The following is an 18,616-nucleotide window of genomic DNA, read 5'->3' on the forward strand; positions in this document are numbered from 1 at the left end:
ACGTGACGTGGGAGTAACCTGCGTAGCGAAGCCGCGCCATGGGGGGTGCGCTCAGGGCTACCTGTGCCACCGGAGGCTCCGCTATGAGGACAGCAGTTGTTGCAGTTGTTGCAGTCGGCACCAGTCTGGTTGCCGTCGGCCCCCTGCCTGCCCAGGGTGCCCTAACTCCACCTGCAACCGCACCACCTTCCGCCGTACCCCCTGCCGCCGTACCGCCGGCGGACGGGACGTTCCAGACCGGTCCCACGCTCGCCCCCGCCTGCAGCGGTGTGCCGATCCGGACCACCGACAACGCCGCCCAGGTCGTCGACGACGCCCCCACCGGTACGACGTTCTGCTTCACGGCCGGCTGGCACCGGATCACCGAGACGATCCACCCGAAGGCGGATCAGGTGCTCGCCGGCAACAGCGGCGCCGTACTCACGGGATCGATCCGGCTGACCAGGTGGACGGCGAACAACGGCGACTGGGTGACCACGGGAGCCCTGCCACCGGCGTACGCGCAGACCGGGCAGTGTGAGGACAACACGGCGAACATCTGCTACCTGGGCGAGCAACTGTTCCTGGACAGCAAGCACCTGACCCGGGTGGCAACCCGCGACAAGGTTGCTCCCGGCACCTTCTACGCCGACTACGCGGCGAACGCGATCTACCTGGGCAGCGACCCGGCCGGGCATTCGATCGAGATGTCGAAGACGCAGACCGCGATCGAGTCCAGCGCGACCGGTGTGACCGTCCGCGGGCTGACGATCGAGCACTTCGCCACCCCGCCGCAGGGCGGTGCCGTGGTGCTCGGACTGGGCTGGAAGGTGATCGCCAACGACATCCGCTGGAACCACGCGGTCGGCGCGATGCTGGTGAACGCGGACGGCGCCGTCCTCGAGAAGAATCACATCCACTCGAACGGCCAGCTCGGCATCGGCCAGTACAGCACGCTCAAGGCAACTATTGACTCCAACGAGGTCAGCTACAACAACACCGACGGCTTCTGGATCGCGGACTGGGAGTCCGGCGGGATCAAGACCACTTGGTCGAGTGGCGGCTGGGTGAGCGGGAACCTGATCCAGTACAACCGCGGGGTCGGGCTCTGGAGCGACGCGTACGACGACAGCCGCACGTTCAGCAGCAACCAGATCCTCGACAACGCGGCGGACGGGATCCGGTACGAGATCGGGCGCAACGGCATCATCGAGGACAACGTGGTCAGCCGCAACGGCTTCGGCACCGGCCGCGGATCCGGTACGTCGCTGTGGGACGGCGGCGGGATCAACGTCAACACCTCGTCGAACGTCCAGGTCCGCGACAACGTGGTGGCGAACAATGTGAACGGGATCGCGATCCAGTCCCGGACCCGCGGCTCCGGGCCGTGGGGCACCAACCTGCTCCGCGACATCGTTGTCTCCGGCAACCAGGTGACGATGCGCGGTGGGACCACCGCGACCGGCATGGTGCAGAACGCCGGTGCGGTGATCCCGGCCGGCGAGGTCACCCTGAACGACAACACCTACATCCTCGACAGCCTCGCCGCCGAACGCTTCCAGAAAACCGGCCGGTGGTACACCGCCAAGCAGTGGCGCAGCACCGGCCAGGACACCACCAGCGCCTTCACCATCGGCAAAGCAATCCTCGACGCCACCGGCATCCTCACGATCCTCCCCACACCGAACTAACCCACCCACCATCCCCACCGCCCATCCCGGGGCACCCCTCAGCGCCAACCTCGCCGGGCGCGGCGGGATCAGTCACCGGGGCCGGGGAACTCCACGCACCTGAACCGACCAGCAGGAGTCCCCAACCCCGGGACCCTCTGACCCGACATCCGGCCCCCGACCGGGCACCCACGACGTGCACTCTCGACAGGTAGAGCACCCCGAGACACCGTACACATCCAACCCAACCACGCTCAGGTGCACTACCCCACCACCTGACAACTCCTGTCGAGCGTGCAAAACACACCAGGCCCGGCGGCCGCCCACACATCAATCACAAGCGCCGGACAACCCCTCAGCTCGCGGGTTGGTGGGTCAGTGGGTCAGGGTGTTGACGTGGTCGATCAGGAGGGTGCGGAAGATCTGGGAGTCGTGGAGGTCGGGGGTGAAGATGGAGTCCACCGCGAGGAGGGCGTCGACGAGTTTGGTGGGGTCGGTGATGCCTGCGACTGCGGACTTGAGGCGGTCTGCCTGGGGGTCGTCGAGGTCCGGTGTGCGTAGGACGTAGACCATCCAGGCGGCGACCGCTAGCGAGATCATGTGCGGCTCGGCGCCGGCCGTCAGCCGGTCGCGGACCGTGCCGAGCATCCGGACCGGGAGCTTGACCGAGCCGTCCATCGCGACCTGCCGGGTGCGGTGCTTCAGCGCCGGGTTCTCGAACCGTTCCAGCACGGTCGCGCCGTACGCCGCCAGGTCCAGCCCGTCGGGCGGCGTGAGGGTCGGTACGACGTCGTCGGTCATCAACTGCCGCGCGAGCCCGCCGAGCTCCTCGTCGCGGACCGCCTCGGCGATCGTCTCGTACCCGCGCAGCGCACCGAGGTACGCGAGCATCGAGTGCGTGGCGTTGAGCATCCGTAGCTTGGCCTGCTCCCATGGCGCGACATCGCCGGTGAGTACGGCGCCGCCGCGCTCCCAGGCGGGACGGGCACCGGCGAAGTCGTCCTCGATCACCCATTGCAGGAACGGTTCCGCGACCACGACGGCCTCGTCCCGTACGCCGAGCAGCCGAGCGGCCTCGTCGCGGTCCGCGTCGGTCGTCGCCGGCACGATCCGGTCCACCATGCTGGCCGGGAACCGCGTCGCCTCGAACGTCGCGGGGACCTTGCCGAGCGCGTCGAAGTACTCGGTCACCAGGGTCCGCAGGAAGGGGCCGTTGGCAACCAGGTTGTCGCAGGAGACGATCGTCAACGGCTCTTCGCGACGGGCGATCGCCGCCGCCAGCTGGCCGACGACCGTGCGCGGCGGGCGGCCGGTCAGGTCGGCCTGGATCTCCGGGTCGTCCAGGTTCAGCCCGGCGCCGGCAGCCCGGTACCCCTTCTCGGTGACGGTCAGCGTCACCACCGACACCGCCGGGTCCGCGATCCGCGCGACCACCGCCTCCGGGTCCTCGGGCGCCGTCAGCACCTCGCGGATGCTGCCGATCACCTGGACCGACGGCTCACCGAGACCGCGCTCGAGAACGGAGTACAGACCGTCCTGCGGAGCCAACTGGTCCCGGACCGTGGTGGAGCGCTGGCTCACCCCGGCGATGCCCCACCGGGTCTCGCCGGTTTCGACCGCCGCCCGTTCGGTGACGACGGCCTGATGGGCGCGATGGAACGCACCGATCCCGAGATGGACGATGCCGACCGACAACGCCTTCGGGTCGACCGCCGGGGCGACGGGAAGGTTGGTGAGACTCAACCTGCTCGAATTCATTCGGAGGGTTCTTCCTTCACTCGGGCGACCAATTGGGTTGGGTTGACGAAACGAAGCGCTACCACCAGAAGTACCAGCATCATCCCCGTGTAGATGACGGCCATCGCGTCGACCGACTGCTGCGCGCGGATCCCCGCGGCGGACATCGAGTAGTACAACGCGACCACGAGCGTCTGGGAGTCCGGCCCGGCGGTGAGGAACGTCAACTCGAACATTCCGACCGTCCGCACCAGCACCAGGATCGCCGAGGCCAGCAGGCCGGGCACGAGCAGCGGCGCGAGGATCTTCAGGAACACCGCGCGGGTGCCGGCGCCGAGCATCCGGGCCGCGTCCTCGATCCGCGGGTCGACCTGCTCGATGAACGGCGTCATCGTGAGGATCACGAACGGCACCGACGGCACCAGGTTCGCCAATACGACACCGGACAGGTGCCCCGCGAAACCGAACTTGTAGAGCACGGTCGCGAGCGGGATGCCGTACGTGATCGGCGGCATCAGGATCGGCAGCAGGAACGTCAGGTACACCAGCCGCTTGCCGGGGAAGTTCTTCCTGGCCAGCACGTACGCCGCGGGCGCGCCGACGAGCACCGACAGTACGACGACCAGCGCGGACACGAGCAGCGTGACGACGATGACGTGGAACAACGTGAACTCTCGCCACGCGTCGCCGTACCACTGGGTGGTGAAACCGCTCGGGAACCAGGTGTCGAACCACTTCGTGCCGAACGAGCTGACCAGCACCGACAGCACGACGCCGGCGAGGTTGACGAAGAAGAACACGACAACGGCCCAGATCACCCAGCCCAACGGGGTGGCGCGAATCTGCCTCATCCCTTGCCTCCCGTCGATCCGGTGTAGAGCCGTGATCGCCACACCAGCACGATCGCGACGACGACCAGCTCCACTGCGCCCATCACCATCGCGATCGCCGACGCGTAGGAGTAGTCGTACTGCTCGTACGCCGCCTGGTACGCCGCCAGCGAGATGACGCGAGTGGATCCGGCCGGATTACCGACCAGGACCGCGGACGGGAACACCGAGAACGCGAGTACGAATGTCAACAAAAAGGTTGTCGCCAATCCGGGTGCCAACAACGGAAGGGTGATCCGCCGGAACCGCTGCGCGCGCGAAGCGCCGAGGGTGGCCGCGGCCCGTTCGAGCGTCGGGTCGATGCCCGACAGGTACGACAGCACCAGCAGGAACGCGAACGGGAACCCGGTGATGACGAGCGAGAAGAACACGCCCCAGTAGTTGTTCGTCAGGCGGATCGGATCGTCAACAATGTGCAGGCTCAGCAGGAGGCGGTTGAGCCAGCCCGTCGGACCGAGGTAGTTCAGCAGCCCCTGCGCGGTGAGCACGGTCCCGAGCGTGATCGGTACGACGAGGATCGTGGTCAGCAGCCGCTTGCCGCGGAACCGGCCCCGCAGGCGGAACGCGATCGGTACGGCGGCCAGCACGTTCAGCAGCGCCGCGGGGAGCGCGATCTTCAACGTGGTCGCGATCGTGTCGCGCTGGTACGCGTCGCTGAAGAACTTGCTGTAGTTGGCCAGCACGCCACCGCCGTCCGTCGGCTGGAACGACAGGCTGAGCCCGTACAGGAACGGGTAGACGAACAGCAACAGGACGAAGATCGTGGCCGGGAGCAACAACCACAGGCGGCGGTCGACACCGCGCTCGGCCAGCCGGTGCTGCCAGGTCGCGCTCATGACGGATACACCAGGAGCCGCCCGGGCGTGACGGTCAGCGCCACCTGCTCCCCCGCCTCGACCCGCTGCTCGGTCCGGACATGCAACCGCACCGGATCGTCTTGCCCACCGCCGTCCAGCACGACCTCGACCGCGCGCTCCCGGCCTTGGTACTCGACGACCTCGACAAGCCCTTTCACACCTTGGTCGCTGAGCTTGACGTCCTCGGGGCGCACGGCGGCGATCACGTCGTCGCCCGGCGCGACAGCACCCTGCGCGGAGCCGCGGATCGCCGTACCGCCGAGGTCGACGGTCACCTGGTCGCCGTTCATCTGCGACGCCTTCAGCGGCAGCAGGTTGCGGTAGCCCATGAAGTCGGCGACATGCCAGGTCGACGGCTTGGTGTGTACCTCCTCGGGCGTGCCGATCTGCTGCACCTTGCCCTGCCGCATGACGACCAGGCGGTCGGCCATGCTGAGTGCCTCTTCCTGGTCGTGCGTGACATACACGGTGGTCAGCCCGAGCGACTGGTGCAGCCGGCGGATCTCGGTGCGCATCTCGAGCCTGAGCTTCGCGTCCAGGTTGCTCAGCGGCTCGTCCATCAGCACCAGCGTCGGCTCGAGGACGGTCGCGCGGGCGATCGCCACCCGCTGCTGCTGACCGCCGGACAGCTGGCCGGGCAGCTTGCTCGCGTGCTCGATCAGCTGCACCATCTCGATCGCCTCGGTGGTCCGCCGCCGTACGTCGTCCTTCGGCAGGTGCCGCATCCGCAGGCCGAACGCGATGTTGTCGCGGACGGTCAGGTGCGGGAACAGCGCATAGTTCTGGAACACCATGCCGAAGCCGCGCTTCTCCGGCGGCAGCGTGTCGATCCGCTGGTCGTCCTGCCAGATCGCGCCCGCGGTCAACGGGAGCAGGCCGGCCAGGCAGTTCAGCGCGGTCGACTTGCCGCAGCCGGACGGACCGAGCAGGGCGATGAACTCGCCCCGCTCGATGGTCAGATCGAGCCCGACGAGCGCGTCCGCCGCACCGAACCGGCGGGTCACACCGTCGAGCCGGAGCTGGTCGAAACCGCTCATTGGGACTTCACCTTGCTGCCGCCGACCTCGCGGTCCCACTTGTCGAAGGCAGCCACCAGCGCCTTCGCGTCCAGCGGTACCTCGGTCGGATTGTCGGCAATCAGCTTGTCGTACTCCGGCCGGCCGAACTCCGTGATCGCGTCCTTGCTCTCCTGCGGCGCCTGCGCCAGCTCGACACCCTTGATCGCCGGACCCGGGTAGAAGTAGCCCTTGTCATAGGCCTTGGCCTGCTGCTCGGGCGTCAGCATGAACTGCAGCAGCTGCAGGATCGCCGCCTGCTTGTCGGTCGACACACCCTTCGGTACGACGGCGTAGTGCGCGTCGGTGACCCAGTGGAAGCCCTGGATCGGCGTGATCGCGGCCTCCTTCGGGACGGTGCCCAGCACGCGCGGGTTGATGTCCCAGCCCGTCGTACTGGCGATGATGTTGGCCGAACCGTTGGCGAGCGACTTCATCGTGTCGGCGGTGCCGGACGGGTAGAAGTCGACGTACTGGTTGAGCTCCTTGAGATACGCCCAGGTCTTGTCCCAGCCGTTCACCGGGTCCTTCGGGTCCTTGTCGCCGAGGATGTACGGCAGGCCCATCAGGAACGTGCGGCCGGGGCCGGAGTTCGCGGGCCGGGCGTACATGACCTTGCCCTTGTTGGCCTTCGCGTAGGCGAGCAGGTCGTCGGCGGTCTTCGGCGGCGTCGGGACCTTCGACGGCATGTACTCCAGCAGCGGGCCGGACGGGTAGTAGGTGACCGTCACACCTTCCTTGCCGCCGAGTTCCTGCATCTTCTGCGCGGGCGGCAGGTAGTCCTTCATACCGGGCAGGCGGTCGGAGTACTTCGTCAGCAGGTCGGTCCACAGGCCCTGCTCCCGGCCGGCGGCGAGACCGTCGGTACCGGTCAGCACGAGGTCGATGTCGACCCGGTTCGCGTTCTGCTGAGCCTTGATCTTGCCGGCCAGCTCGGGCGCCGGTCCCTTCGAGTACGTGACCTTCGAGATCACGTCCGAGTGCTGCTTGACGAAGTCGTCGATCATTCCCTGCGTCAGCTGCAGATTGCCGGCCACGTCGAGGATGTTCAGCGTCACGGCCTTGGCCGGCTTGTCCGGTACGTCGCCACTGCTCTCGGTGGCGGGTTTGTTCGGCGCCGGGGCGCCGCAGGCGACCAGCACGGCCAACAGGCCGGTGGCCGCGATCAACTTCCGCTGCAGATGCATCGGGTATCTCCTCGATCAAGGGCGGCCCGGCACAGCGTCACCACTGGCCGGGTTGATCACTTCTGTGGTGCTGGTCCGGTCGAGTCCCGGACGATCAGTTCCCCGTGCAGCTCCCCGTGCTTCGAACCTTCGGCCGCGCTCTCCGGGTCGTCGAGCATCGCGAGCAGCAGTTCGACGGCGATCCGGCCGGCCTCCTGCTTCGGCAGCCGCACCGTGGTCAGCGCCGGCCGGGCCATCCTGGACATCGCGATGTCGTCGACGCCGACCACACTCAGGTCACCCGGGACCGAGATGCCGCGGCTGTGCAGGCGGGCCAGCAGACCGATCGCGACCAGGTCGTTGTAGGCCACGACCGCGGTGGCGCCGGTCGCGACCACCTGGTCCGCGGCCGCCATGCCGCCTTCGTACGTCGGCGCGAAGTTGCCGACCGGTGCCAGCTCGGCCCGCAGCGCCTCGACCGCGTTCCGCAGGCCGAGGCCGCGGTGCTGGGTCGACCACGATGTCGCCGGACCACCGACCCACGCGATCCGGCGGTGGCCGAGGGCAACGAGGTGGGCGACGGCCTGCCGCATCCCGTCCTCGTTGTCGTAGGCAACGCCCGGCAAGCCGACAGCAGTGCGGTTGACGAGGACGACGGTGGTGTCCTGGGCGATCGCCGCCAACTCCTCGTCACTCGCGCGCGGCGAGCACAGCACGACACCGTCGACCTGCTTGGACAGTGCCCGCACCAACCCGGCCTCGGCCGCCGGGTCCTCGTCGGTGTCCGCGACGAACACCGCGACGTCGTGGTGGCGGGCGCGCGCCTGCACGCCCTTGGTCAGGCTGGCGAAGAACGGGTTGGCCAGGTCCGGCACGACCAGGCCGATGGTGCCGGTCCGGCCGGTGATCAGGCCGCGGGCCGCCCGGTTCGGCTCGTACCCGAGCTGCTCGACCGCGGCGGCGACGCGGGCCCTGGTGGTCGCGTTGACCATGCCGGGCAGCGAGAGCGCGCGCGAGACCGTCGACGGCGATACGCCGGCCAGCCGCGCCACATCCCGGATCGTTGCCGCCATGGTCATCTCCTCAGGGGGTCGCGGACGAGTCTGCAATCGGTTGCAGCTTGTGTCAAGACGCCGTTCCATGGACCGCACCTTGTGCTGACAAGGGTGGACTGCAATCCTTTGCAGTGCCCGTTTCAACCCCCTCATTCAGACCAGCACAGCACGGAGGACCCATGCCGAAGGCCCTGCAGCCTCATCCGGACCGCGCCCTGCCGGCCGGCGCCGCGCGGGACGTCGCCCGCCGGATCCACGCCTCGACGAAGGACCTGCCGCTGCTGTGCCTGCACGGTCACGTCGACATCGGGCTGTTCGCCACCGACGCGCCGTTCGGCAACCCGGCCGAGCTGCTGGTCGTGCCGGACCACTACGTGACCCGGATGCTGGTCTCCCAGGGCGTCTCCCCCGACAAGCTCGGTCTCCCCCGCCGCGACGGAAAGCAGACCGCCGAGCCGCGCGAGATCTGGCGGGAGTTCTGCGCCAACTGGCACCTGTTCCTCGGCACTCCGAGCCGCTACTGGCTGGAGCACGAGTTCGCGGAGGTCCTCGGCCTCACCGTGCACCCGTCCGCGGAGACCGCCGACGAGCTGTACGACCAGATCATGGCGCGGATCGCGGAGCCCGAGTTCCGGCCGCGAGCACTGCTGGATCGCTTCAACATCGAGCTGATCTCCACCACCGATGCGGCGACCGACGACCTCGCGCAGCACGCGAAGCTCGCCGCGGACCTGCCGGGCCGGGTGGTCCCCACGTTCCGGCCGGACGCTGTCGCCCACGTCGACCGGGCCGGCTGGCCCGCACTGGTCGCACAGCTCGGCGCGCTGGCCGACGTCGACACCTCGACGTACGACGGGTTCCTGCAGGCAATCCGGCAACGTCGGCAGGCGTTCATCGCGGCAGGTGCGCGGGCCACCGACCACGGTCACCTGAGCGCAGCCGCCGTACCGTTGACCGACGCGGAGGCCGGGCGGATCTACGCCGGCGCGTTGAAGGGTGACGTGACGGCTGAGGACGCGGCGGCGTTCGCGGGGCACATGCTGTACCAGTCGGCGGTGATGTCGGCCGAGGACGGACTGGTGATGCAGCTGCACCCCGGCGTACTGCGGGACCACGATCCGGCGATCTTCGCGACGTACGGGCCGGACCAGGGACACGACATCCCGGTGACGACCGAGTTCACGCGGTCGCTGCGGCCGGTGCTCGAGCGGTTCGGGCACGCCGAGGGCTTCCGGTTGGTGCTGTTCACCGTCGACGAGACCGTCTACTCGCGGGAGCTGGCACCGCTGGCGGGCGTCTACCCCGCGGTGCGGCTCGGTGCGCCGTGGTGGTTCCTGGACAGCCCCGACGGCATGCGCCGGTTCCGCGAGCTCGTCACCGAGACGGCCGGTTTCTACAACATGTCAGGCTTCGTCGACGACACCCGCGCGTACCTGTCGATTCCGGCACGGCACGACCTCGCTCGCCGGATCGACGCCGGTTACCTGGCCGACCTCGTCGTACAGCACCGGCTCGACGAGGACGACGCGATGCAGGTCGCGAAGGCGCTCGCGTACGACCTGGCAAAGGACACGTACCTGTCGAACCGGTAGTCTCACGCAGATCTTGTTCGCCGGGGGCGGGTGAAGGGACCTGGATGAGGCGTGGGGTTGTCGCGGCTGCTGGTGCCGCGCTGTTGCTGTTGTCGGGCTGCACGGATTCAGAGGGCTCTCCCGAGCCCTCTAGGCCCGCACCGACCGTCACGGTGACGGTTCCTACCGCTCCCCCGGCCGCGGCCGCCGCCGTCCTCGGGCCGACGGGCCCGAGTACGGCGAAACCCTGCAACGGAACGGCTATCGCGGTCGGCGTGGACCCGCAGCCGATCATCGACGCCGCCCCCGCGGGCACCACGTTCTGTTTCGCGAAAGGCATCCACCGCATCACGCGAGCGATCCAGCCCCGCACGGGAGACACGCTCGCCGGCGAGCCCGGCGCCGTACTGAGCGGTGCCGTCCGGCTGACCGGATGGAAGCGGGCCGGGAACGCCTGGACAGTGCAGGGTGTGCTGCCGGCGGCGTACCCGCTCAAGGGCCAGTGTGAGGACGACAAGACCAAGCCGTGCCAGGTCGGCGAGCAACTGTTCGTCGACGGCAACCACCTGACTCGCGTGATGAGCCTGAGCCAGGTGAAGCAGGGCACGTTCTTCGCCGACTACCGGGCCAACGTCCTCTACCTCGGCGACGACCCCACCGGACACGTCACAGAGATGTCGCGCACCCAGACCGCGATCGACAAGTCGGCCGACAAGGTGACCGTGACCGGCCTGACGATCGAGCACTTCGCGAGCCGCCCGCAGGCCGGCGCACTACAGGCTGGTCGCGGCTGGAAGGTGACCGCCAACGAGGTCCGGTGGAACCACGCCGTCGGCATCATGGTGATCGAGGGCGACAACGCCGAGCTCAGCCGGAACACGGTCGCCGACAACGGGCAGCTCGGCATCGGCCAGTACAAGTCCGCCGGCGTCCGGATCAGCGCGAACCTGGTCACCCGCAACAACACCGACGGGTTCTGGATCGCGGACTGGGAGTCCGGCGGGATCAAGTCCACCAGGTCGTCCGGCGAGGTCAGCGGCAACGACATCGTCGCGAACCGCGGCATCGGGCTGTGGAGCGACATCGCGGAGTACGACCGCCGGATCACCGGGAACCGGATCCGCGACAACGCCGCCGACGGCATCCGGTACGAGATCAGCTACGCCGGCGTCATCGACCAGAACGTCGTACAGCACAACGGGTTCGGCACCGGCCGCGGCTCCGGCGGCACGCTCTGGGACGGCGGCGGCATCAACATCAACACGTCGTCCGACGTCCAGGTCCGGGGCAACCTGATCCAGGACAACCGCAACGCGCTGTCGATCCAGTCCCGCACCCGCGGCGACGGTCCGCGCGGTACGTACGTCCTGCGCAACATCCTTGTCGAGGGCAACCTGGTCGTGATGACGGACGCCGCCTCGTCGCTCGGCGTGGTGGAGAACAAGCGCTCCCCCGCGCAACCTGGCGCCATCACGTTCCGCCGCAACAGCTACCAAGGCGCCGATCGCTTCGCCTACCGCGGCAAGACGATGACCTGGTCCGAGTGGCAGCAGTCCGGCTTCGACCAAGACTCAGTGAGCAGCTGACGCGCGTCTTCGCTGGCGCAGGCGGTCGCCGTCGCAGATCGCGGCGGCCACCAGCAGGTGCACCGTCATCGAGGACAGGTCGGACAGGCCGCTCTCGTTCAGCGACGCGGCCGTGACGTAACCGAGCAGCAGCGCGCCACAGGCCCGGATGTACGGCGTCGGCGCGCGCAGGACCGACACCCACGCCGCGATGAGCGCCACCGCGACGATCGCCACGGCCAGCAGACCGGTCTCCCAGTAGAGCCCGAGCCAGCTGTTGTCGATCGCCATCACGTCGACGTCGCCTTCACCGCGGGTGAGCAGCACGCGCTTGTTGCCGAGTCCGTGGCCGATGATCGCGGTCTGGATCGACACCTTCTCGTCCAGGACCGCCTGCCAACTCGTCGTACGGCCGCTCAGCGACGTGATCTGCTGTGTGCCCTGGCCGCGCAGCAGCCAGGTGTGCAACGACCCGATGGTCAGGAACGCGAGGCCGAGCAGCCCCGGTACGGCGAGGCACGCGATCCGGCCGGGCCACGTCTTCCGGGTGATGATCAGCGCGATCACGAGCCCGAACGCGACCGCGGCGGCCGACGTACGGGTCCGGCTGGCCGCGATCAGGACGCCGCCGAGACCGATCAACGTCACCGCGGGCAGTGTGGACAGCTTTCGGCAGACCAGGCCGATCAGTGCCAGCCCGAGCAGGATCGCGCCGACCTCGCCGACGCGCGGTGGCAGCATCGGGATGATGACGCCCTGCAGCCGGTACCCGGCGCCGAGGGACCGCAGCGGCCGCCACGCCTGCGAGGGGGCAACGGCCAGGCTCAGCACGACGGTTGCCGCCAGCAACAGGTGGGCCCACAGATGCGCGCGGACCAGCCGCTCCGGCACCTGCACCAACGGCCCCCACAGAAGGAAGAGCAGCACCAGGCCGATCAAGAAGCGGGCCAACCTGGTCAGCGGCCCCATCGGCTCCGCCAGCAGGAACGCCGTCGCGCACGCGAACAGCACATACATCACGTACAGCCAGCTGGCCGGATTGACCCGGGTCCGGAACCCGGGCTTGGTCGCGGCCAGCGCGACCATGAAGACCGCTCCGAGCAGCAGCCCCTTCGCGATGCTGTTCGTCGACCCGGTCGTACCTTGCGGCGCCGCGACCCGCGACGACCACGGCTGCACGCCGAGCACGAACAGGCACCACAGCATCAGCCAGAACCAGGCCGGCCGCTCGCTCGCGCCGTCGACCGTGCCCGGGACTGCGGGGGCCAATCGCGTCACGGACATCAGCGCATCGTCGGCGTACCCGCGTCCAGCGGCTTGTAGTTCAGCGGGATCCCGAGCGTCTCGTCCTGCGTGGAGGTGCCGATCAGTACGACGCCCAGCACCGGAGCGCCGGCGAACTGCAGGGCACCTGTCAGCCGCGCGACGTCCATCTCCTTGTCGAGGCCGACCTGCACCACCAGCACCGACGCGTCGACCGCCGCGGCGAGCGGCGTGATGCCGTGCCGTCCGACCGAGGCCGGGCCGTGGATCACCACGGAGTACCCGGGCGGCAGGTCCGCAACGATGCCCGGGACCAGCGACGGGCCGACTGCCTCGGCCGTCTCCTCGTGGTTCAGCCCGGGCGGCAGCACGTACAGGTCCGCGACGGTCCCCGGCCGGAACAGCTTCCGGGCCCGGATCGCGCGGGTCGCGGCCGGCTCGTTCACCAGGTCGGTGAGGCCTTCGTGCCCGGTGAGATGCGGGAGCACCGGCGTACCTTCGATGTCGGCCAGCACCAGCAACGTCTCGCGGCCGTCGCGGGCGTTCGCCTCGGCCATGGCCAGCGCGATACCTGCCGAGTTCGGGGTCGGGGACGCCGACACGACCAGCAGCGCGCCCGGGGCGCCGGCGGCGAACGCACGCGGGTTCAGCTCGCGGCGCGCCAACGCTCCACTCGCCTCAGCGCCCAGCGCGGTGATCTCGTACTGCGGGAGCTCCGGAGCGGACCGCTGCCAGACCCGCCGCCGATGCCCCTCGGACGCCGCGATCACCGGCGCGGACGACGCCCGCGCCGCCTGGTCGCGGGTCAGGATGTACGGCGTCAGGTGCGACCGCAGCAGCGCGAGACCGAAGCCGAGGACCAGACCGAGGATCCCGCCGACGAGGATGTCGCGGGCAACCATCGGCGACGAACTGGCGGTGTCGGTCGTTGCCGGCGTGACCAGCTGGCTCCCGGAGCCGACGGTCGACAGCGCCTTCAGCATCGCGGCCGCGTCGTCCGCGGCCTGCCTGGCCTCGGTCGCCAGGCCGACGCGCTGGTCGCGCAGCGCCGCCGCGGTCTGGTTGTCACCGCGACCGACCGCCTCGTCGATCTGGCTGACCAGGCTGCGGGACTGCGTGGTCGCCGTCTTCGACCGGGCCTGGGCCTGCTCGGCCAGGTTGGTCAGCAGCGCCTTGGCCTCGGTGTTGCGCTGCGCCAGGTAGATCGCGGAGATCGCGTTGGCCCGGTCGACCGCCTTCTGCGCGGTCGGGCCGTCGGTGGTGACCAGGTAGGCGTTGTCGGTGACGGCCTTCACCCGCGTCACCGCGGCCAGGTCCTGGATGGTCTGGTCGTTGTCCGGCATGCCGAGCGCCTTGACCACTGCCTTGAGCAGCGTCGGGCTGGCCATCACCCGGGCCTGGGTCTCGGCCGGCAGGTCCATGCCCAGTGGGCCGCTCTTGTCCGCGGACGTGGACAGCTTGCCGACCAGCGCCGGCGGCACTGCCGGGCCGATCACCAGCTGGCTCGAGGCGGTCCAGCGCTCGGTCTGGGAGAGCGCGAACACGGAGGCGCCGAGCAGTCCGAGCAGGATGCAGCCCAGAATCAGCCATTTCTGCCGCAGCAGTGACTGAGCGGTCTCCCGCCAGACCACGGTGCCCGGTTCCATTCCCAACCTCCAAGTCGGCGCCGCCTCACTCTGTTCGGCGCCAGCGACCCAGGATATCCACAGGTGGGGACGAGGTACTCACGCGATCTCGTCCTGTGCCCTACTCTCTTCCCGGGGGAGTTTCTCGGGACTGTTTTCTCGGGCTCGGAGAGGCTCCAGGGGTACGGCGCCGTGAGGCGGCGCCGGTGTATATGTCCAAGGGGGGACATCGCTACATGACGAAGACACGGATGTTCACGCGCCTGGGGATCGTGGGCACTCTGCTCGCCGGTGCACTGGTCGTGACGCTCGCGCCACCGGCGCACAGCGTCGAAGCGTCGCTCGCGGCCACCAACAGCTCGACCTGGCAGACCAACGCCAGCGTCCAGGGCCTCGCGGTCGCGGCCGGCAAGGCGTACGCCGGAGGACGCTTCACGAGCGTCCGCCCGCCGGGCGCCGCGCCCGGGACCGGCGAGGTTGCCCAGGCGTACCTGGCGGCTTTCGACACTGGCACCGGCGCACTGGTCAGCGCGTTCAACCCGGTGCTGAACGGTCAGGTCTACGCGGTCGCCGCCTCCGCGGACGGCTCCCGGATCTTCGTCGGCGGTGACTTCACCACGGTCAACGGCCAGACCCGGAACCGGATCGCCGCCTTCGACACCGCCACCGGCGCCCTGGTCGCGAACTGGAAACCGTCCGTTTCGTATCGCGTCAAGTCCATCGCGGTCTCCGGTACGACGGTGTACTTCGGCGGCTCGTTCGGCCTCGTCAACGGCGTCGACCGCCTCCGGCTCGCGGCCGTCACCACCGACACCGGCACGTTGTTGCCGTGGGCCCCCGCGACGAACGGCGACGTGTACGCCGTGGACGCCGCCGACGACGCCTCGAAGGTGTACGCCGGTGGCCAGTTCAGTACGGTCAACGGCACCACGCAGAACACCGTGACCAGTCTCGATCCGGTCAGCGGCGCCGTACTGCCCTTCCCCGGCGCAACCGCCGTACCGCCGCCGAACGGGTCCTGCACGACCCGGGTGAAGACGATCGACGCCAGCGGCGACACGGTGTACTTCGGCAACGGCGGTGACGGCGGCGGGTGCTTCGACGGCACCTGGGCGGTCGACATCGCGACCAACACGCTGAAGTGGAAGAACCAGTGCCTGGGCGCGACCGAGGCGGTCAAGGTCGTCAACGGCTGGCTGTACAAGGGCTCGCACGCGCACGACTGCGCCAACCAGGGCGCCGGCGGTTTCCCGCAGGGCTTCGGGTACCGCTTCCTGCTGAGCGAGAAGCTGACCGACGGCACGCTCGGACCGTGGTTCCCGAACACGGACGCCGACCCGAACAGCGTGACCAACGTCGGCCCGCTCGCCTTCGCGACCGGCGGCAACGACCTGTGGGTCGGCGGCGACTTCCTGAACGTGAACGGCACAGGCCAGCAGGGCCTGACCCACTTCACGAACGCCGCCCCGGGCGCGGCCCCGGCCAAACCGGCCAAGCTGCTCCCGTACAGCGTCCAGCCCGGCGTCGTCCAGATCCACTTCCCGACCGTCGTCGACAACGACGACAGCACGCTGACCTACCGGCTGCTCAAGGGGTTCAGCAACACCACCATCGCGACCTGGACGGCCAAGTCCACGCCGTGGGACCGGCCGTGGCTGAGCTACACCGACACCTCCTCGGCCCCGGGTGAGGTCACCAACTACCGCGTCGAGGTCACCGACGGCAGTACGACGATCCGCGGCAACTACTCCGACCAGATCACGGTCGCCTCTGCGGCGTCGACGGCGTACGACCAGATCGTCAACGCGGACGGACCGCAGGCGTACTGGCGACTCGGCGAGCCTGCCGGTACGACGACCTCGGTCGACGCTTCGGGCCAGAGCAACAACGGCACGTTCACCGGCGTGACGCTGGGCGGGGCCGGCGCGATCGCGGGCAACACCGCGATGACGACCAGCTCGAGCAGCGGGCGGATGGTCGGCGAGAAGGCGTACAGCATGCCGCAGCAGTTCACGGTCGAGGCCTGGGTCAAGCAGAGCGGTTTCAACCGCGGCGGCCGGATCATCGGCTTCGGCAACTCCAAGACCGGGAACAGCGGCGGTGGCGGCGACCGGATGCTGTACATGCGGACCAACGGCTCGGTCGTCTTCGGCGTGAACGACGGCTCGCAGCGGACGCTGACCAGCCCGTCCGGCAAGAACGACGGCCTGTGGCACCACGTGGTCGGCAGCTACGACACCGGAATGATGAAGCTGTACGTCGACGGCGTCCTCAGCGGAAGCGCACTGGTCGGCTCGGCGTCGGTGTACTACGGCTGGTGGCGGGTCGGCTATGACCTGACCAACTCGTGGCCCGGCGGCGGAGCGACCCAGACCGGAATGGGTATCGACGAGGCGGCCGTCTACCCGTACGCGCTCACCCCGCTGCAGGTCCAATCCCACTATGCAGCAAGGTGAAAAGGCGTCTTTCTGCAAGTTCTAGAACAAACTCATAACGCGGGTAGGAGGTCTGCTTCCGATAGGCCTCCTACAGCGGTAATGTCCGCCGCTGGTGCGTGATGAGGCACGCACTGTTACACCCCCGCCTGTGTAAGGACATAAATGAAGAAGTTAGTGCTCGCCCTGATCACGGGTGCGGCAGTGCTCGCCGCCGCGTTGATTCCCTCCGGACCTCCGGTACAGGCAGCGACGCCGGGCTTCGCGTCCGCGGTGTCCGCGATCAAGCAGACCTCATGGCAGACCAACAACAGCGTGAACGCGCTGGCGATCGCCGGGAACACCGTGTTCGCCGGTGGCATGTTCACCCGGCTCCGGCAGCCCGGCATGGCGTCGGGCCAGGCGCCGGAGACCCTTCGCTCGTACGTCGCCGCGTTCGACCGCACCACCGGGAAGCCGACCGCGTTCGCGCCGGTCCTGAACGGCCCGGTCTACGCCATCGCCACCAGCCCGGACGGCAAGTGGGTGGTGATCGGCGGTGACTTCACCACGGTCAACGGCATCCGGCGCAGCAAGATCGCGATGTTCTCGGTCGCCACCGGCAAGCTGGTCTCGGCCTGGGACCCGGTCGTGGCGGCCCGGGTGAAGGCGCTGGCGATCTACGGCAACAGCGTGTTCATCGGCGGCGCGTTCCGCGCGATCGACGGCGCGACCCGCAACCGGCTCGGCGCGGTCCGGCTGATCCAGGGCGACCTGCTGCCGTGGAACCCGAACGCGAACAGCGACGTGTACGCCGTCGACGTCTCCGACAACGGCACCCGGGTGTTCGTCGGCGGACCGTTCAGCACGATCAACGGCAAGGACCACTACTCGCTGGCGATGCTGAACAACACCACCGGCGCGGCGTTCGACTTCCCGGCGGCGGCCGCGATCCCGAAGCCGACCGCGACCTGCACCACCCGGGTGAAGGACATCGACACCCTGGGCGACAACGTGTACGTCTCCAACGGCGGTGACGGCGGCGGCTGCTACGACGGCGTACTGGCCGCACAGGTGTCGACCGGCAAACTGCTGTGGCAGAACAAGTGCCTGGGCGCGACCGAGGCGATCAAGGCGATCGGCAGCTGGCTCTACAAGGGCTCGCACGCCCACAACTGCTCGTCGTCGCCGAACGGCTTCCCGGACGGTACCGGCACGCACTACCTGCTGGTCGAGAGCACGATCAACGGCAACCTCGGGCCGTGGTTCCCGAATACCGACGCGAACCCGAAGAGCACCACCCAGGTCGGCCCGCTGGCGATGGCCGGCACCGACACCGACCTGTGGGTCGGCGGTGACTTCCTGCACGTGAACGGCACGGTCCAGGTGGGAATCACCCGGTTCACGAACACGCCGGGCGGTGCGGCCCCCGCCGTACCGAAGGCTCCGACACTGAGCGCGACAACGTCCGGTCGGGTGTACGTCAGCTACGCGGACTCGTACGACCTGGACAACCTGGCCCTCACGTACAACGTGTTCCGCGGCTCGCTGAACGTCGGCTCGAACAAGTACACGACGTACTTCTGGCAGGCCCGCAAGACCTACCAGGTCGTCGACCGCGGGCTCGCCCGCGGCTCGTCCTACACGTACCACGTAGAGGTCCACGACGGCCGCAACATCATGAAGGGCGCCTCGGCCACGGTGAAGATCCCGTAACTGCCCTTCCGCGTCGATCCCCCCAGTCGTAGCTTGGTGATTGGGGGGATCGA

13 protein-coding genes are annotated in these 18,616 nt (G+C 68.8%); 5 read left to right on the plus strand and 8 right to left on the minus strand.

Translation table 11 applies throughout. The features are described 5' to 3' along the window. Nucleotides 1-83: 83 nt before the first annotated feature. On the plus strand, nt 84-1,670 hold the full coding sequence (locus E0H45_RS26625) for a right-handed parallel beta-helix repeat-containing protein (protein WP_165546602.1): 1,587 nt from the start codon (nt 84-86) through the stop codon (nt 1,668-1,670). A 354-nt stretch (nt 1,671-2,024) separates the two neighbouring features. Here the strand turns inward: E0H45_RS26625 and E0H45_RS26630 are convergent, their stop codons facing one another. From E0H45_RS26630 to E0H45_RS26655, 6 genes are read right to left on the minus strand one after another with little or no spacing between them, the layout of a single operon-like run. Further along, nucleotides 2,025-3,407, minus strand: a complete 1,383-nt coding sequence (locus E0H45_RS26630; protein WP_131342290.1) for a mannitol dehydrogenase family protein — start codon at nt 3,405-3,407, stop codon at nt 2,025-2,027. After that, nucleotides 3,404-4,237, minus strand: a complete 834-nt coding sequence (locus tag E0H45_RS26635; RefSeq protein ID WP_131342292.1) for an ABC transporter permease — start codon at nt 4,235-4,237, stop codon at nt 3,404-3,406. The genes E0H45_RS26630 and E0H45_RS26635 overlap by 4 nt, the downstream gene beginning before the upstream one ends. Continuing rightward, nucleotides 4,234-5,112 (minus strand): ABC transporter permease, encoded by an 879-nt coding sequence (locus E0H45_RS26640; RefSeq protein WP_131342294.1) that lies wholly within the window; start codon nt 5,110-5,112, stop codon nt 4,234-4,236. The genes E0H45_RS26635 and E0H45_RS26640 overlap by 4 nt, the downstream gene beginning before the upstream one ends. Next, on the minus strand, nt 5,109-6,170 hold the full coding sequence (locus E0H45_RS26645; RefSeq protein WP_131342296.1) for an ABC transporter ATP-binding protein: 1,062 nt from the start codon (nt 6,168-6,170) through the stop codon (nt 5,109-5,111). Before E0H45_RS26645 ends, E0H45_RS26640 begins: the two co-directional genes overlap by 4 nt. Then, the gene (locus E0H45_RS26650; RefSeq protein ID WP_131342298.1) at nt 6,167-7,375 is read right to left on the minus strand and encodes an ABC transporter substrate-binding protein; all 1,209 of its coding nucleotides are present in this window, start codon (nt 7,373-7,375) and stop codon (nt 6,167-6,169) included. Before E0H45_RS26650 ends, E0H45_RS26645 begins: the two co-directional genes overlap by 4 nt. A gap of 56 nt (nt 7,376-7,431) precedes the next feature. Continuing rightward, entirely contained in the window at nt 7,432-8,427 is a 996-nt protein-coding gene (locus tag E0H45_RS26655) for a LacI family DNA-binding transcriptional regulator (protein WP_131342300.1), read from the minus strand. Nucleotides 8,428-8,588: 161 nt separating this feature from the next. On the opposite strand from E0H45_RS26655, the gene uxaC reads away from it, so the two are divergent. After that, entirely contained in the window at nt 8,589-10,001 is a 1,413-nt protein-coding gene (uxaC, locus tag E0H45_RS26660) for a glucuronate isomerase (RefSeq protein ID WP_131342302.1), read from the plus strand. Between the two features lie 152 nt (nt 10,002-10,153). Continuing rightward, nucleotides 10,154-11,566: a right-handed parallel beta-helix repeat-containing protein gene (locus tag E0H45_RS26665; protein WP_238155302.1), complete on the plus strand. Its 1,413-nt coding sequence runs from the start codon at nt 10,154-10,156 to the stop codon at nt 11,564-11,566. Here E0H45_RS26665 and E0H45_RS26670 read toward each other — a convergent pair. Then, nucleotides 11,552-12,829 carry a hypothetical protein gene (locus E0H45_RS26670; protein ID WP_131342306.1) on the minus strand — a complete coding sequence of 426 codons (1,278 nt, stop codon included), beginning with the start codon at nt 12,827-12,829 and terminating at the stop codon, nt 11,552-11,554. The genes E0H45_RS26665 and E0H45_RS26670 overlap by 15 nt on opposite strands. Continuing rightward, nucleotides 12,829-14,454 (minus strand): Wzz/FepE/Etk N-terminal domain-containing protein, encoded by a 1,626-nt coding sequence (locus E0H45_RS26675; RefSeq protein ID WP_131342308.1) that lies wholly within the window; start codon nt 14,452-14,454, stop codon nt 12,829-12,831. Before E0H45_RS26675 ends, E0H45_RS26670 begins: the two co-directional genes overlap by 1 nt. A gap of 215 nt (nt 14,455-14,669) precedes the next feature. Between E0H45_RS26675 and E0H45_RS26680 the strand changes: the two genes are divergently transcribed. Both E0H45_RS26680 and E0H45_RS26685 read left to right on the plus strand, forming a co-directional pair. Beyond that, nucleotides 14,670-16,889, plus strand: coding sequence for a LamG-like jellyroll fold domain-containing protein (locus E0H45_RS26680; RefSeq protein WP_131342310.1), 2,220 nt, complete (start codon nt 14,670-14,672; stop codon nt 16,887-16,889). Between the two features lie 144 nt (nt 16,890-17,033). Beyond that, entirely contained in the window at nt 17,034-18,563 is a 1,530-nt protein-coding gene (locus tag E0H45_RS26685; protein WP_131342312.1) for a WD40 repeat domain-containing protein, read from the plus strand. Nucleotides 18,564-18,616 lie beyond the last annotated feature (53 nt).

The sequence above is a fragment of the Kribbella soli genome (assembly GCF_004331345.1).
Taxonomy (GTDB): Bacteria; Actinomycetota; Actinomycetes; order Propionibacteriales; family Kribbellaceae; genus Kribbella; species Kribbella soli.